At 55.0% G+C, this 15,107-nt stretch carries 12 protein-coding genes; 3 read left to right on the top strand and 9 right to left on the bottom strand.

All coding sequences use genetic code 11. The features are described from left to right. Positions 1-106: 106 nt before the first annotated feature. The 3 genes from nagB to KNP79_RS12835 form a co-directional block, all read right to left on the bottom strand. Positions 107-871, bottom strand: a complete 765-nt coding sequence (gene nagB, locus KNP79_RS12845) for a glucosamine-6-phosphate deaminase (protein ID WP_138860005.1) — start codon at positions 869-871, stop codon at positions 107-109. Then, positions 868-2,013, bottom strand: coding sequence for an N-acetylglucosamine-6-phosphate deacetylase (gene nagA, locus KNP79_RS12840; RefSeq protein ID WP_215192667.1), 1,146 nt, complete (start codon positions 2,011-2,013; stop codon positions 868-870). Before nagA ends, nagB begins: the two co-directional genes overlap by 4 nt. A gap of 172 nt (positions 2,014-2,185) precedes the next feature. Continuing rightward, positions 2,186-3,556 (bottom strand): MATE family efflux transporter, encoded by a 1,371-nt coding sequence (locus KNP79_RS12835; protein ID WP_215192665.1) that lies wholly within the window; start codon positions 3,554-3,556, stop codon positions 2,186-2,188. Positions 3,557-3,593: 37 nt separating this feature from the next. Between KNP79_RS12835 and KNP79_RS12830 the strand changes: the two genes are divergently transcribed. After that, the gene (locus tag KNP79_RS12830) at positions 3,594-4,367 is read left to right on the top strand and encodes a CHAD domain-containing protein (RefSeq protein ID WP_034781270.1); all 774 of its coding nucleotides are present in this window, start codon (positions 3,594-3,596) and stop codon (positions 4,365-4,367) included. Here KNP79_RS12830 and glsA read toward each other — a convergent pair. Next, positions 4,364-5,305, bottom strand: a complete 942-nt coding sequence (glsA, locus tag KNP79_RS12825) for a glutaminase A (protein WP_215192663.1) — start codon at positions 5,303-5,305, stop codon at positions 4,364-4,366. The two genes, KNP79_RS12830 and glsA, sit on opposite strands and share 4 nt — an antisense overlap. A 58-nt stretch (positions 5,306-5,363) precedes the next feature. After that, positions 5,364-5,537, bottom strand: coding sequence for a hypothetical protein (locus KNP79_RS12820; protein WP_167491852.1), 174 nt, complete (start codon positions 5,535-5,537; stop codon positions 5,364-5,366). 112 nt (positions 5,538-5,649) lie between these two features. On the opposite strand from KNP79_RS12820, the gene hemG reads away from it, so the two are divergent. Next, positions 5,650-7,014, top strand: a complete 1,365-nt coding sequence (gene hemG / locus KNP79_RS12815) for a protoporphyrinogen oxidase (RefSeq protein WP_215192661.1) — start codon at positions 5,650-5,652, stop codon at positions 7,012-7,014. After that, positions 7,011-8,084 (top strand): TIGR04053 family radical SAM/SPASM domain-containing protein, encoded by a 1,074-nt coding sequence (locus KNP79_RS12810; RefSeq protein WP_034781277.1) that lies wholly within the window; start codon positions 7,011-7,013, stop codon positions 8,082-8,084. Before hemG ends, KNP79_RS12810 begins: the two co-directional genes overlap by 4 nt. 38 nt (positions 8,085-8,122) lie before the next feature. Here KNP79_RS12810 and clpB read toward each other — a convergent pair whose 3' ends face one another. The 4 genes from clpB to KNP79_RS12790 form a co-directional block, all read right to left on the bottom strand. Continuing rightward, positions 8,123-10,714: an ATP-dependent chaperone ClpB gene (gene clpB / locus KNP79_RS12805; RefSeq protein ID WP_215192659.1), complete on the bottom strand. Its 2,592-nt coding sequence runs from the start codon at positions 10,712-10,714 to the stop codon at positions 8,123-8,125. Between the two features lie 18 nt (positions 10,715-10,732). Then, on the bottom strand, positions 10,733-11,596 hold the full coding sequence (locus KNP79_RS12800) for a DnaJ C-terminal domain-containing protein (protein WP_215192657.1): 864 nt from the start codon (positions 11,594-11,596) through the stop codon (positions 10,733-10,735). Positions 11,597-11,737: 141 nt separating this feature from the next. Continuing rightward, positions 11,738-12,910 (bottom strand): CamS family sex pheromone protein, encoded by a 1,173-nt coding sequence (locus KNP79_RS12795; protein ID WP_034781285.1) that lies wholly within the window; start codon positions 12,908-12,910, stop codon positions 11,738-11,740. Positions 12,911-13,052: 142 nt separating this feature from the next. Further along, a complete protein-coding gene (locus tag KNP79_RS12790; RefSeq protein ID WP_215192695.1) occupies positions 13,053-14,906 on the bottom strand; it encodes a DUF7507 domain-containing protein in 1,854 nt (617 codons plus the stop codon). Between the last annotated feature and the right edge of the window lie 201 nt (positions 14,907-15,107).

Genomic DNA, 15,107 nt, shown 5'->3' with positions numbered 1-15,107 from the left:
GAGGAATCCTCGACTTTTGTCGAAAACGTTTTGATTACAAATCCATTTCCATACAATTTCCCACAGTTGACGATGAAAAAACCTGGAGACAGTTGTCTCCAGGTCGTTAAGCACGGATAGAAAAAAATCGGTCGGCCGCTTCGCTGCCACGTGCCTGTAACACGTCACTGCATCCTGAAGCCGCTTCGGCGTCGAGCACGATGGTGACGCTTGGATGCGCCTGTAAGATGGAAGCCGGCCACTCGATCGTCGGTACGCTCTCAATCATGTGGTGCACGGCTTCCGCTTTACGAGCACCTGTTGCGACGAGTACAATTTCTCGCGCGTTCATGATCGTATCAAGCCCCATCGTGATGGCATGTGTCGGCACTTCTTCAATCGTGTCAAAGAAACGACGATTCGCTTCCCGCGTCGACTCGGTCAGTTCGGTCACGTGCGTCTTCGCATCGAGCGCGGTACCCGGCTCATTGAAGGCGATATGTCCGTTCTCTCCGATGCCGAGCAATTGAAGATCGACCCCGATCGACCGGACGAGCTGTTCGTATCGTGCCGCTTCCGCTTCCGGATTTTCCGCGTCCCCACGAGGCAGATGGCTCTCTTTGAACGGGACGTCATTGAACAGGCGTTCTTCCATGAAGTGATGATAACTTTGCGGATGACTCGGTGCGAGTCCGATGTACTCATCTAAATTGACGCTTGTCACATGACTGCAGTCAAGCTTGTCACGTTTGAACATCTGATACATGCCGACCGGCGTGCTCCCCGTCGCCAGCCCGAGCACGAACTCTCGTTTCCCGGCCAATCGTTCAGTGATGAGTGTATAAGCGATCGTTTCTGCATCTGTCGGTGTTTTTGCAACTAGTATGTTCATTCCATATCCTCCTTCGAATAAGCGATACGTCCTTGAAGAATCGTTGTCGTGACCGACAGCGCATCGTCCCAAATGACGAGGTCCGCATCAAAGCCGGCCGCAATCGATCCTTTTTTCGTCAATCCGAATTCACGCGCTTGGTTCGTCGACGTCATCTTCACCGCTTCAGGTAATGTGCATCCTGTGAACGTGACCACGTTTCGGAACGCCGCGTCCATCGTCAAGACGCTACCGGCCAAGTTTCCGGCTTCAAGGCGGGCTGCCCCGTCCGCAACGATGACCGGTTGGCCTCCGAGTTCATAGCGACCGTCCGGAAGCCCCTTCGCCCGCATGGCGTCCGTAATGACGACGAGCCCGTCCGCCCCTTTCATGCGATAGGCGAAGTCGACCATCTCGTGACGGCTGTGAATCCCGTCTGGAATGATTTCGACCATGACGTCCCGCTCCAATAAACAATAGCCGACCGTTCCCGGCTCCCGATGGTGAAGTCCGCGCATCTGATTGTATAAGTGCGTCGCATGTTTGACGTTCGCTTCCTTGTTCTCGGCGAACGTGGCGTTCGTGTGCCCGGTCGACCCGACCGCCCCGGTCTCAAGCATCGCTCGTTCGAGTTCACGTGCCCCTGGACGTTCCGGCGCATACGTGACGAGACGGATGTGCCCGCCGGCCTCTTGTTGCCATGTCCGGAACTGCTCCGCGTCGGGGTCGATAATATATTCTGCCGGTTGCGCCCCCGCGTTATCGACGTTGACGAACGGTCCTTCTAGATGGATGCCGACGAGCGACGTGTCTCCCGCCTCGATGACAGTCCGGGCTGATTGTAGCGCCTTCGTGATAGCAGTCGGTGACTGCGTGATCGTCGTCGCAAAGAATGATGTCACTCCTTCAGCAAGCATCGACTTGGCGAGATGACGCAATCGGTCTTCATCCGCATCCATCGTGTCGACGTCATACCCGCCGTGGATATGAACGTCGATCATGCCCGGCGTCACAAGCGCCCCGTCCACATCGAGCTCCGTCTCACCTTCTGCTCTATACTCATCCATCGAACCGACGCTCTCAATCGTCGCTCCTTCGAACCGGATATATCCTCGTTCCCATGTCTTGTCCCCCGAAACGATCTGTGCGTTGATGATCACCATGATTGGTCATCCACCTTTCCTCAAGTAGCTTCATCGTCATCATAACAAAAATCAGTATAGTTGTATAGACCAATTTTGTTTTATAAAAAGGATTGATTCCCTCAATCCTTTGCCCGACTTATTCATGCCTAAAACAACAAAAGTTGACGTCAGTGACGTCAACTTTTGCAGGTTATGAGATCTCGTTCATGAGCGGTTTCCCCTCATACCGTTTGACGATATGAATGAGACGCATGAACAACAAGACGGCGCCTGCCGCAAGACCTGCGATCAACCCGATCCAGTAACCATCCGGTCCGAAGCCGAACTGTTCGGCGAGTGTATAGCCGAGCGGGAGACCGATCACCCAATAGGCGATAAGCGACAAGACGAGCGTCACGTTCACGTCTTTGAAGCCACGCAAAATCCCTTGAATCGGTGCGGCGACCGCATCCGACAGTTGGAAAAAGACCGCGAAGATCATGAAATGGGCCGCGAGTTCCACGACGGCCGCGTCGTTCGTATAAATCGCGGCTACCCGTTCATTTTGCCAGAACAAAAGACCACCCGAGAAGAGCGAGACGGCCAGACAGAGTACAATCCCGATTTTAGCATAGCGCACCGCATCCTTGAGTCGCCCGGCCCCGAGTTCGTACCCGACGACGATTGTGAGCGCGCTCGATGCCGACAACGGCAACATATAGACGAACGAGGCGAAGTTGATGGCCGCTTGGTGGGCCGCGACGATATTGTCACCATAGGCGCTAAGGAGCAATGTCACTGCCGCGAAGATGCTGACTTCGGCAAAAATGGCGAGACCGATCGGCGTGCCGAGCTTGAGCAACTCTTTTTGTCTCGGCCACATAAGACGTTCCACCGAGCGCAGGAAGCGATATTCGAGGAACGGTTTTCCGTTCCGGACGAACGCGAACGCCATAAAGAACAGCAACCAGTAGGTGATCGCTGAGGCAATCCCGGCCCCGACACCGCCGTATGCCGGCACACCAAGTTTTCCAAAGATGAAGATGTAGTTTAACCCGACGTTAATGGGTAACCCTAATAATATAAGCAGCATCGAAATTCGTGTTTTGCCGAGCGAGTCCATGAGTGTGCGCAGCACGTTGAACAAAAACATCGGCAATACTCCGAATCCGAGTGCGAGCAAATACCCTTTGGCAATCCGTTTGCCTTCTTCACTCAGCCCCATGCCGTCGACAGCATTTGGGACGAGAAAGAAGCCGAGAACGAGCGTCGCAACGCTCAACCCGATCGCTAAGTAAACACCTTGATACAGTGTCCGTTGAATCTGTTGGATGTTGCGTGCCCCGAGCGCCTGCGCGACGATCGGTGCGACAGCGAGCAAAATCCCGCTTAACCCCGTATAGACGGGCATCCATAGACTCGACCCGACACCGACGCCTGCCAAATCGACGGCACCGGCACGGCCTGACATGACCGTGTCAAAAAAGCTGATTAAGTAAAAGGACACTTGTGTCACCAAAATCGGGAAGAAGATGGTGAAGAACAGTTTAATTTTTTCATTAAGTGAATGTGTTTGATACATGGACAACCTCATCTCATTTCAGAAAGGAAAAATTAGAATGAATCAACGGAATGCGGAGAAATTAAAATACGAGCTTTTGGAGACGTGGAACACGTTCAATCATTATATGACCGAGGCGCTCACGTTCCAAAACAGCGAAGACATCCACCAAGCGCGGGTCCATCTTCGGAAACTATTGACGTTCATGCAACTGTACGACACGAAACCTTCCACGTATCGTCAGTTGAAACAGTTGATGGAGGCGCTCGGTGCAGTGCGTGACGGGGACGTTCTTCTCGAAGGGCTCGCTGTCGAGACCGAGCTCGAGCAGGCTTTCGCCGATCACGTCGAAGCGAGCCGCGCCAAAGACCGCACGATTTTAAATACGCGCGTCACGGAGAAGATGACCCCATCGCTCGACCAACAAGTTCGCCGCTTTATCGGCGGACAGTTGTTCCGTGCCTTCAAAAAGCAGGACGCCTCGTCATTTATCGATAAAGCGAGGAGCGACCGCAAACGACGGATCGACGCCCATCACGACGCGACGGAGATGTCCGACCGGCTCGAGACGCTCCACAAGGTCAGGCTCGCCGTGAAACGCGAGCGCTATTTGAACGAGTACTTATTGAACTATGAGACGAAAGCCTCAAAAGATCAAATTCAAAAACTGAAGCGGCTCCAGACCGAGCTTGGCGACATGAATGACCGACATCAACTGTTATTGCGTTGGAGCGATTTCACACCACCCGCCGCCTTGGCCGACGATTACGAACAAGTCGTGCACGAGCTGCAATCTCGGCTCGACGAATCGGTCGACGCCATCCAGCTTTAGCGGGACGTGTAGCGTTCGACGAGCAGTTCGAGCATTTTCATCCCGGCAATTGAGTTCCCTTTTGAGTCGAGCGCCGGTCCGAAAATCCCGAAGCCGACATCGCTCAGTCCGAGCTCGTGTTTACCGGTCGCAAGGATGGCCCCGGACACCCCGCTCTTTCCCGGGAGACCGACACGGACGGCAAATTCCCCAGACGCATCGTACATGCCGCACGTCGTCATGATCGCTTTGACGATTCGGACGACGCGACGCGGGATCAGCTCTTCGCCCGTGACCGGGTCTTCCCCGTTGCCCGACAAAATTCGGCCAATGCGGGCCAAGTCAAAGCAATCGATTTCAATCGCACACTGCTTTGTGTACACGTCGATGATTTCATCGACATCACCCTCGACAATCCCGTGATGGCGCATGAAATAGAGCAAGGCCCGGTTCAAGTCGGTCGTCTCGTATTCCGAGCGGGCGACTTTTTCGTTATACGTGATTTCCTCCACCGGCACGTCGAGCAACGTCGCCAAAAACTGGCGGAACTGATAGATTTTCAGTTCCGCCGTGTCCCCTAAAATCATGCTCGTGACAGCGAGCGCCCCTGCATTGATCATCGGATTGAGCGGCTTTGACGGCACCGTCTCTTCAAGCTTGGCAATCGAGTTGAACGCGTCGCCGGTCGGCTCCATCCCGACTTTCGAGAACACGTAATCTTCTCCAAACTCCATCAAGACGTAACAGAGCGTCAACGCCTTCGAGACGCTTTGGATTGTGAACTTATGGTGGACGTCCCCCGCATGAATATATGAACCATCAGGCAAACAAATCGCCACGCCGAGCAAATCATCCTGTACATGCGCGAGCTCAGGAATATAGTCGGCGACTTTCCCTTGTGCTGTGTACGGACGACACTCATCGACCAAATGCGCCAACTGTTGTTCCAATACGTTCATCCAATCACCCCATGTCCGATAGTTTTCAACCGGGTCATCTTATCATATTCGAAGACGGTTAACCATCAAGTGGTCCGTCTTCCTTTTCTGGCTTATACCATTCCTCATCAGCCCAAAGGACCGACGGGCTGTCTTCATCTCCGTCGAGCTTCTCCCCGTACCGATTCATCGATGCAATGAAGGCAATAATGCCGACCACGACGACTGTCGCCGTTATGCCGAACCAAACCATATGGAGCCTCTCCTTCCCAATCGTGACGAATTTGTCTAGAACCATGTGAGACTTATCCTATGTCTACGTCAATATTCTCGGTACCGTTAGGAAGAACACTACATAGAAATGGGTGAATGGATTGAACAAAATTGCAATTATCGGTGGAGGAATTACAGGCATGGCCGCCGCCTATTACGCGAAACAAGCCGGGGCGCACGTCACCATGTACGAAGCGAGCGATCGAATCGGCGGAAAAATCAAGACCGTCTATCAAGACGGCTTCGTCTTAGAATGTGGACCGGACGGATACATGGCCCGAAAACCGACATTGACCGAACTGATCACCGAGCTCGGACTCGACGATCATCTCGTCCGGTCGATGACCGGGACATCGTACATTTATGTCCGGCAACAGCTTCGACAAATGCCGGACGGATCGGTCATGGGCATCCCGACCAAGTTTTGGCCGATGGTCAAGACCGATTTGTTCACGTGGCGCGGTAAACTTCGGGCCGGGATGGACCTCGTGCTGCCACGCGTCTATACGGGAACAGACATCTCGCTCGACAAATTCTTCCGGACCCGGCTCGGATCAGAAGTCGTCGATGCGATGATTGAACCGCTTCTCTCGGGAATCTACAACGGGACGCTCGACGATATGAGCATCGAGTCTACTTTCCCTCAGTTTATCACGATTGAACAAAAAACACGCAGCCTGATTCTCGGTATGAAAGCATTGACACCACCTGTTCAAGCCGGCGTCAAGCCACGTGAAGCCGGGAAGTTTCTATCCCTTCAGCAAGGTCTCGGTGTCCTCATCGAGGCGCTTCGCCCGTCGATTGACCGCCTCTATACAGAGACGAAGGTCGCGGCGGTCCGGCCCCATGAAGTCACCCTCGCCGACGGGACGACCGAGTCGTTCGACGGCATCATTTTGGCCACTTCGCCGAATGCGCTCGGTCCGATCCTCGGTCTCCCGGAAGCAGAAAAATTGTCCGAGTTGAAACGGACGTCTTCCATCACCGTGCTCGCGGCGTTCGATGAAAAAGAGGTCGCGGCACTCGACGGGACCGGTTACGTCATCGCCAAAGCGGAAGGGAACGCCTTGACGGCCTGCAGTTGGATGCATAAGAAGTGGCCCCACATGGCACCAAAACATAAGGCGCTCTTACGCGTCTACATCGGATCTGAGTTCGTTCCCGACTTGTTGACGGAATCCGACGAGGCCATCGCCGACTTCGCGCTGCGTGAACTGCGGAAGATTCAACGCGTCGGTACCCCGATTTTCACAAAAGTCGAACGGCACATCGATACGATGCCGCAATATGAGGTCGGACATAAACAATCCGTGCGCGCTTTCGAAGAGCAGCTGTCCACACTCGACGGGATTGAGGCATGCGGCGCCATCTTGCATGGCGTCGGTCTCCCCGACTGCGTCGACTCGGCCAAACAGGCCGTCTCCCGGGTGATGGCGAGACAGGCGGTGTCCGTATGAAACGAGTCGACTACAACGAAAATCCATTCATCGTCATCTGGGAAGTAACACGTGCCTGTGCGCTATCGTGCGTCCATTGCCGAGCCGAGGCCCAGTTCCATCGCTATCCGGGTGAACTCGATACCGAGCAAGGCAAGGCACTCATCCGAGACATCCAGGCGATGGATAATCCGATTCTCGTCTTCACCGGGGGCGACCCGCTCATGCGTGAGGACTTGTTCGAACTGACCGAATATGCCGCTTCGCTCGGCATGCGTGTGTCGATGACCCCGTCGGCGACACCTCGCGTGACCCATGACGCCGTCAAACGGGCGAAAGACGCCGGCTTGACGCGCTGGGCGTTCTCACTCGACGGTCCGGACGCCAAATCGCACGACTACTTCCGGGGTACGCGTGGCAGTTTCGAACGGACGCTGCGTGGCATCTCTTACTTCCGAGAAGAAGGGATGTCATTCCAAATCAATACGACGGTCACGGAGTATAACGTCGACCAACTCCCGGAAATCGCCAAACTCGTCGGCGAACTCGGCGTCTCGGTATGGACGTTGTTCTTCCTCGTGCCGACCGGTCGCGGGTCACTCCTCCAACCAATCTCGCCAGAACGGCATGAAGATGTACTCCGCTGGGCGTTCGCGTTGCAAGAGCACGTCCCGTTCATCATCTCGACGACTGAGGCCCAGTTTTATCGGCGCATCGCCCGCCAAGAGAATTTGAAACGAAAACAAGTTGGATTGCCGCCTATCGGCCATCCGCATGACGACCTCGCCAAGGCGCCCCGCGGCACGAATGACGGGAACGGCTTCGTGTTCATCTCGCATACGGGCGACGTCCAGCCGTCCGGCTTTTTGCCGATCACGTGCGGCAACGTGAAAGAGACACCGCTCGCTGAGATTTATCGGCACCACCCGGTCTTCAAATCGCTGCGTGACCCTGATACACACCACGGGAAATGCGGCTACTGTGAATATCGATACGTCTGCGGAGGGTCTCGGGCCCGCGCTTATGCCGTCACCGGCGACTATAAGGCCGAGGAACCGTACTGCGTCTATCAACCCGAACCGATTGCATAAACAAAGAGCGCCGGCGTCAGCCAGCGCTCTTTCGTGATTCAGTGAGTGACCGTCGCGGGACGAAGTGTCAACTCGTCGTTCTCGACGTCGATGACGACCGTCTGGCCGTCCTCGATGTCTCCGGCGAGAATGCTACGGGCGAGTTTCGTCTCAATCGTCCGTTGTACGTACCGGTTGATTGGACGGGCCCCGAACTGTGGCTCATACGCCTCGTCGGCGATGAACACCTTCGCGGCATCCGTGATCTCGATTTGAATCGAACGCGCCGTCAAGCGACTGCCCATGCGCGCGACCGCTTTTTCGACGATTTGGCCGATTTGAGCCCGCGTGAGTGGATGGAACAAAATCGTCTCATCGACCCGGTTCAAAAACTCGGGACGGAAGTGGCGGCGGAGCCGCTCGATGACTTGGCGTTCTTCCGCCTCATCGATGACGCCATCTTTCGCCGCTTCGAGCAAGATGTCGGCCCCGATATTCGATGTCATGATGACGATCGTGTTTTTGAAGTCGACGACACGCCCGTGCGAGTCGGTCAAGCGACCATCATCGAGCAGTTGCAGCAAGATGTTGAACACATCGGCGTGCGCTTTCTCGACCTCGTCGAGCAGGAGCACCGAGTATGGGTTGCGGCGGACCGCTTCCGTCAACTGGCCGCCTTCTTCATAGCCGATATAACCCGGAGGCGCCCCGACGAGACGCGACACGGCGTGTTTCTCCATATACTCGCTCATGTCGAGGCGAACGATATGGTCCTCCGAGTCGAACATCGCCTCGGCGAGCGCTTTCCCGAGCTCGGTCTTCCCGACACCGGTCGGTCCGAGGAACAAGAACGAGCCGATCGGACGGTTCGGATCTTTGATGCCGGCCCGAGCCCGAATGACGGCGTCGCTGACGAGCCGAATCGCATCGTCTTGTCCGAAGACGCGTTGATGAAGTACCGTCTCGAGGTTGAGCAACTTATCTCGTTCTCCTTCGGTCAATTTCGTCACAGGGATGCCCGTCCATTTCGAGACGACCTCGGCGATTTCTTCCTCGGTCACTTCTTCCCGGACGAGTTCACGTGTCACCGAACCAGCGAGCCGCTCTGCTTCTGCAAGCTCGCGTTCGAGTTCCGGGATACGGCCATATTTGAGCTCGGAGGCCCGATTCAAATCGTAGCGGCTCTCAGCTTCTTGCAGTTCGAGCTTCACTTTCTCCAAGTCGCCACGGATGTGTTGCACGCGATGCGTCGACTCTTTCTCGTTCTCCCAACGGAGTCGGAGCGCGTCTGACTGTTCGCGGATCGAGGCGAGCTCTTGCTGCAGCGTATCGAGTCGTTTCTTCGAGGCGTCATCACTTTCTTTCTTCAAGGCCGCCTCCTCAATCTCGAGTTGCATGACGCGGCGTACGAGTTCATCGAGTTCGGCCGGCATCGATTCCATCTCCGTCCGAATCATCGCACACGACTCATCGACGAGATCAATCGCCTTGTCCGGCATGAACCGGTCGGTGATATAGCGGTTCGATAACACGGCCGCTGCGACGAGCGCGTTGTCGTGAATGCGGACACCGTGGTGAATCTCGAAGCGCTCTTTTAATCCACGCAAGATCGACACCGTGTCTTCGACGTCCGGTTCGTCGACGAGCACTTGTTGGAAGCGGCGCTCGAGCGCTGGATCTTTCTCGATATATTGCCGATATTCATCGAGTGTCGTCGCACCGATACAGTGGAGTTCACCGCGGGCGAGCATCGGTTTGAGCATGTTCCCGGCGTCCATCGCGCCTTCGGACTTGCCGGCCCCGACAATCGTATGCAGTTCGTCAATGAAGAGGATGATTTTCCCTTCCGCTTCTTTCACTTCGTTCAAGACAGCTTGGAGCCGCTCTTCGAACTCGCCGCGATATTTGGCCCCGGCGACGAGCGAACTCATATCGAGACTGAAAATCGTCTTGTCTTTCAAGCTCTCCGGCACGTCGCCGCGGACGATGCGTTGGGCGAGCCCTTCGACGATCGCCGTTTTCCCAACGCCCGGTTCCCCGATCAAGACCGGGTTGTTTTTCGTCTTCCGGCTCAAGATGCGGATGACACGCCGAATCTCGCTATCGCGCCCGATGACGGGATCGATTTTTCCGGTCTTCACTTCTTGGATCAAGTCGCGTCCATACTTCGTCAAGACGTCATACGTCGCTTCCGGTGATTTCGACGTGATCCGTCGATTGCCCCGGACGGCGACGAGTGCCTCACGCAATCTCTCCTCGGTCACACCTTTGCGTTCGAGCATGTTCTGTGCTTGACTCTTGTTCATGATGATCCCAAGCAGAATATGCTCGACCGAGACGTATTCATCGCTCATCCCTGTCGCTTCACGTTCCGCCGTCGTCAACACGTTCAACAACGAGGCCGAGATCATCGGCGTCGTCGGCGTTTGAAGTTTCGGTGCGTTCTTAAGCGCCATCGCGACTTCGGCCTCAATATCGGCCACGCTCAGTTCCATTTTTTGCAGTAAGAGCGGCGCGATACCGTCCGTTTGTGAGATCATCGACGCCAAGACGTGCCATTCGTTCATCTCGCTATGGTGGTACTGTTTCGCAAGTGCCTGCGAGCTGACGATGCCTTCATGTGCTTTATCGGTAAATCGATTGAAATCCATTCTGCTTCCTCCTTAGGCTCAGCGTTCGAGTTGTTCGTAAACAGATCGGTGGGCGGCGTCTAGCGGCAAATCGACTTCAAGTTGGACGAATAGATCCGATCGGACTTTCGAAGCGGTCATGAATCCACGTCCCGGGATGCGCATCCGTTGACCAGGCCGCGACCCCGGTTTGACTTTCAGCTTGACTCGACCACCATCGAGTGTCGCCACGACGACTTCCGCGCCGTCGAGGAAAGCGAGCGGACGCAACCGTTTGACGGTGATGACGTTCGCCCCTTCGCGCCGGTACGTGTCGTCATCGGTGAAGTGGAGCTCGACGTACACATCGCCTCGATCGCCCGACTGTCCGACTTTACTGCTCTTGCCTTTGAGCCGCAGCTTTTGTCCTTCATGGGCGCCTTGCGGGATTTTGACGTTGACCGTCCCCGTCTGTAGGCGCAGGCTCACTTTGGCATCACTCGTCAACTGACTGAGTGGGACATTGACTCGGACCGTCTCATCGAGGTCTTCTTCGACCGCCTGGTCAAAGAAGCTGCCGAACATATCCTCAAAACCGAATGTGCGCGACGTCGTTCGTGACCCACCGCCGAATTGACGGAACAAGTCCTCGAATTGGGCCGACCCTTCCCCGTATCCATCACCACTGTACCCTCCACCGAACGTCGGCCCTTCCGGACTTCCGTAACGGTCATAGTTCGCTTTTTTGTCAGGATCGCTCAACACGTCGAAAGCCTCTTGGATTGCTTTGAACTTGTCTTGGGCACCCGGGTCTTTGTTCACGTCCGGATGGTATTGTTTTGCCAACTTTCGATACGCTCGTTTAATGTCTTGGTCGGACGCCTGTTTCGTCACGCCAAGGACGTCATAATAGTTTTTTGCCATCTCGTTTCACCTCACCTATCCCTTTCCCGATTCTGTTAAGTCTATTCTACCTATTTGGTCAAAGAAGGTCAAAGAATTTCCTCGTTACTTGTCATACGAAAAAAAGAAGGCATTCGTTTCATCACGATGCCTTCTTATCGGTTAGAAATATACTTTCGGACTATCCATGCCCTCTTCAAACACGATCGTCACTTCTTGTTCGCCACCGAGCGAGGTGACGTTGATTCGGACGGGTACGTTCCGGTTGTATTCCCAGCGGTTCTCGAGCAGGCCGACGACGTGCTGCGTGAAGCCGACGAGTTCGGCCCGGCTATAGAACTGGATCGGAATATCGATCTCAATCCGTGACAATTCCCCGTTCTGATAAAAACCTTTCCCGATCATCCCGCTGAAATCTGGGAACACATCAGCGATTCGGTCGCTGAAGAGGGAGAATTTTTGAGCGTCATCGCGCACTTCCGTCGTCGCTTTGGCGGACGGGAAGTAATAATACGTCTCGTCGACATCTTTCCAATCACTCGCCGTCACCTCGCCAGCCGTGCCAACGAATGCCGATTTGACATAGTTCCCCGGCGTCGGTGACCCTTGCGACGCTTTCATATACAATGCGACGTTGATATCGAGATCTTTGAAGTCCTCGCGCTTGCGCAGTTGGGCGACGAGTTCATTCGCCATACGCTCTCCTTCAGCGATGACTTTCTTCTCGTCCAACTTTTCCGTATACGTCGGACCGAAATTCGGCGCTTGGAACACGTACTCCCGGTTCAAAATCAAAGCGAACGAAACACCGCCGAGTTGATAGCCGTTATCCGTTTTCGTCATATAGTTCTGTTCGACGAGCGACGCCAAATAGAGTGGCGACTTTTTATTCTCCTCGACGAATTGGTCTTCGGCCACTTCGGCCGTGCCGTTCGCATACGCCGGGTTGAGCGGGACGAGACCTTCTGACGTTTTGTCTTTACGGCCAAGCAGACGCGATACATCTTCACTCGTCAATAGCTGTCCTTCTTGATACGCATAGTTTTCCGGTTTGAACGCGCCGGTCGAATGGCGCATGAGGCCGAGCTCCACTTCTTCGAGCTCGAGCGACGAGCTCACTTGGCGCTGGGCCAAACCTCGGGCTGCCGCCGGTTTAAATGGAATGACCATCTGGTAATATGAATCACGCGCTTGAATCGCTTCTGTGACGCCTTCGGCTGCCGTCTCTTCACCCGTCGGTGTGACTTCCTCTTCCCCCATCGGGATTTTCATCGAGCACCCGCCGAGGAAAACCGTCGCGGCGAGAGCTGGGATAATCAATTGTTTCCATTTCATCTATGTCTGAACTCCTTTGATGATTCGATTCGTTACACTTCGTCCATTATAACAAAATCGTCCGTCGAAAAAAGTGTCGAAGCGGAATCAGTCCCGATTCAAAGAAAAGCACCCCCCGACTCGTGTCGGAGAGCGCCTGCAATCATGCTTTTGTGGATGGACGGCGCCGATGCGTCACGAACAAGAGCCCGAGCACGATTAAAACGAGACCAATGACCGTCCCCCACGTTTCCGTCGAACCTGTCATCGGTAGCGTCGCTTGGTCAGGTGTCACCGGGGTCGTCGGTTCAGGCACATACACAGATTCGTCGCGTTCAGGTTCCGGGATGGCTTGTTTCACATGCACCGTCGCCTCGGCCGTTCGGGACACACGCGCCTCACGATTGACCTCGAACGTGAACGTCGTCCGGTTCGTCAGTACTGCGCCCGCTCGCACATCATAGGATGGTAACAACACTTTCTCCACTTCAAGCACGACTTCCTCACCTGGGATGAGTCCGTTCTCGACTTCAGCGAGAGCCTGCATGCCGTCTCGAAGCGTCTCGGTTGTCTCGCGCTGTTCTTTGGTCGTCAACGCCCCGCTCGTCCATTCATCGATGACATCGACAAAGTACAAGGTGACATTCGACGTGTTTGTGATTGTATACGTATAGCGAATCGCCTCGCCCGGGTGCACCGTCCCTGGGCTCGCCACTTTCGTGACCGTGAAATCAGCTTGGTTCAATAAGACGATCTGTTGACTCTCGGCATCGACGACCCGTCCATAGGAATCGGTCGCGCCGACCCGGAACACGTTCCCGATCTCAGGAGCGTTCGTCCGGTCATAGTCGCTCGGGATTGTTAAGTTGACCGTCGCCTCGACGCGTTCACCTGCCGCGAGGCCGTTCTCCCCGATGAGCGCCATCAACTGCTCACGCACGTCGGCATTGAATGCTTCGACCTTATCAGCATCGATGTCGCCGCTAAAGAACTCATCTTCGATGGAGGTGATCGTGAGCACCGTCTCGCCTGTGTTCTCGATGACGAACGTATACGGAATCACTCCGCCGACGACGGCTTGATCAATATTTGCCTCTTTACCGACCTCGAGGCCAATCGTCTCATTCGGTACGACCGTGACGGTCGCCTCGGCACATTCGGCCGGAATCAATTCATCTGCTCCTTCAACACCGATACAAAACGTATTCGTCACCACCGTCTCATCTGTCACGTCTGGTGCGAACACATCGAACTGGATTGTCGTCGTCCCGACCGGTATCGTCGGAAACGTCCAATCGAAGGCGGGTGGTCCACTCACGGTCGTCGGGGGTACCGAACCTTCCGGACCGAGAACTTCAACCGAGTCCGCGACGACGGTCAACGCTTCCGGGACCGTGTTGGATACGGAAAAATTCTCGACAGGGGCGCCCGTCACATCGATGACGAGCCGATACGTCACTAAATCTCCGCCTAACACACGCTCGATTGGCCCGTCGGCACCGAGCACCAATTGATCGATGGCAACTACTGGGGTGGCGGAGGGTGCGGTCACTTCTTCTGTGACAGGTTCTTCTGGCGATGGCTCTGATTCAACGAGCGGAGGCTCGACCGGTGTTTCAACGTCTGGAACTGTCTCTGTCCCGTCATCACCCGGCTCAGTCGACTCGCCCGCAAGTTCCTCAACATGAAATGCATAGACGGCGTCCGGGAACGAATAAGGAACGCCCTCACCATTATATAACGTGACTTGATCGATGGTCGTAACGTCAACGTCGGCCGCATCCACCATGAACCGCCAAATCGTTGACGATTCACGCGCCCCGTAGTACGTCACGTCGTCGTAAATCAGGCTTGCGTCGTCGTACGCTTCGATTTCTTCAGGGCTCAAATCAATTTGTGCATAAATTGGCGTTGGTGTCATTGTCGTGTTCGCGTAAACGCCATTCGGTGCCCACATGCCAATCAATACGAGGACGAATGTGATGAGTGCAAAGATGCGTCGGTTAGTGTTTCGCATGATGGTCCCCTCCTCTAAGGTGTCTGCCAAACTGTGACGAATGTCTGCGATGACACGCTCCGGCACGGGAGAGGGATAGAGGATGATTGTGCGCGAGTCGTGGTGTGAGTTCTTGGTGTCAAAAAGTATTTGTAGATACTATTCATTACCCTTCGCACGTTCCCACGAACCCGCCGTCATCCTAAAACAGTTGAAAATTAG

Source organism: Exiguobacterium sp. s7 (genome assembly GCF_018618195.1).
Lineage (GTDB): Bacteria > Bacillota > Bacilli > Exiguobacteriales > Exiguobacteriaceae > Exiguobacterium > Exiguobacterium mexicanum_A.
The sequence above is the reverse complement of the archived record's forward strand: the minus strand, read 5'-3'. Positions and strand labels throughout refer to the sequence as shown.

Excerpts from the sequence above, each read along its gene's own strand:
- nagB (WP_138860005.1), bottom strand. The coding sequence starts at position 871 with ATGAACATACTAGTTGCAAAAACACCGACAGATGCAGAAACGATCGCT.
- nagA (WP_215192667.1), bottom strand. The coding sequence starts at position 2,013 with ATGGTGATCATCAACGCACAGATCGTTTCGGGGGACAAGACATGGGAA.
- KNP79_RS12835 (WP_215192665.1), bottom strand. The coding sequence starts at position 3,556 with ATGTATCAAACACATTCACTTAATGAAAAAATTAAACTGTTCTTCACC.
- KNP79_RS12830 (WP_034781270.1), top strand. The coding sequence starts at position 3,594 with ATGAATCAACGGAATGCGGAGAAATTAAAATACGAGCTTTTGGAGACG.
- glsA (WP_215192663.1), bottom strand. The coding sequence starts at position 5,305 with ATGAACGTATTGGAACAACAGTTGGCGCATTTGGTCGATGAGTGTCGT.
- KNP79_RS12820 (WP_167491852.1), bottom strand. The coding sequence starts at position 5,537 with ATGGTTTGGTTCGGCATAACGGCGACAGTCGTCGTGGTCGGCATTATT.
- KNP79_RS12810 (WP_034781277.1), top strand. The coding sequence starts at position 7,011 with ATGAAACGAGTCGACTACAACGAAAATCCATTCATCGTCATCTGGGAA.
- clpB (WP_215192659.1), bottom strand. The coding sequence starts at position 10,714 with ATGGATTTCAATCGATTTACCGATAAAGCACATGAAGGCATCGTCAGC.
- KNP79_RS12800 (WP_215192657.1), bottom strand. The coding sequence starts at position 11,596 with ATGGCAAAAAACTATTATGACGTCCTTGGCGTGACGAAACAGGCGTCC.
- KNP79_RS12795 (WP_034781285.1), bottom strand. The coding sequence starts at position 12,910 with ATGAAATGGAAACAATTGATTATCCCAGCTCTCGCCGCGACGGTTTTC.
- KNP79_RS12790 (WP_215192695.1), bottom strand. The coding sequence starts at position 14,906 with ATGCGAAACACTAACCGACGCATCTTTGCACTCATCACATTCGTCCTC.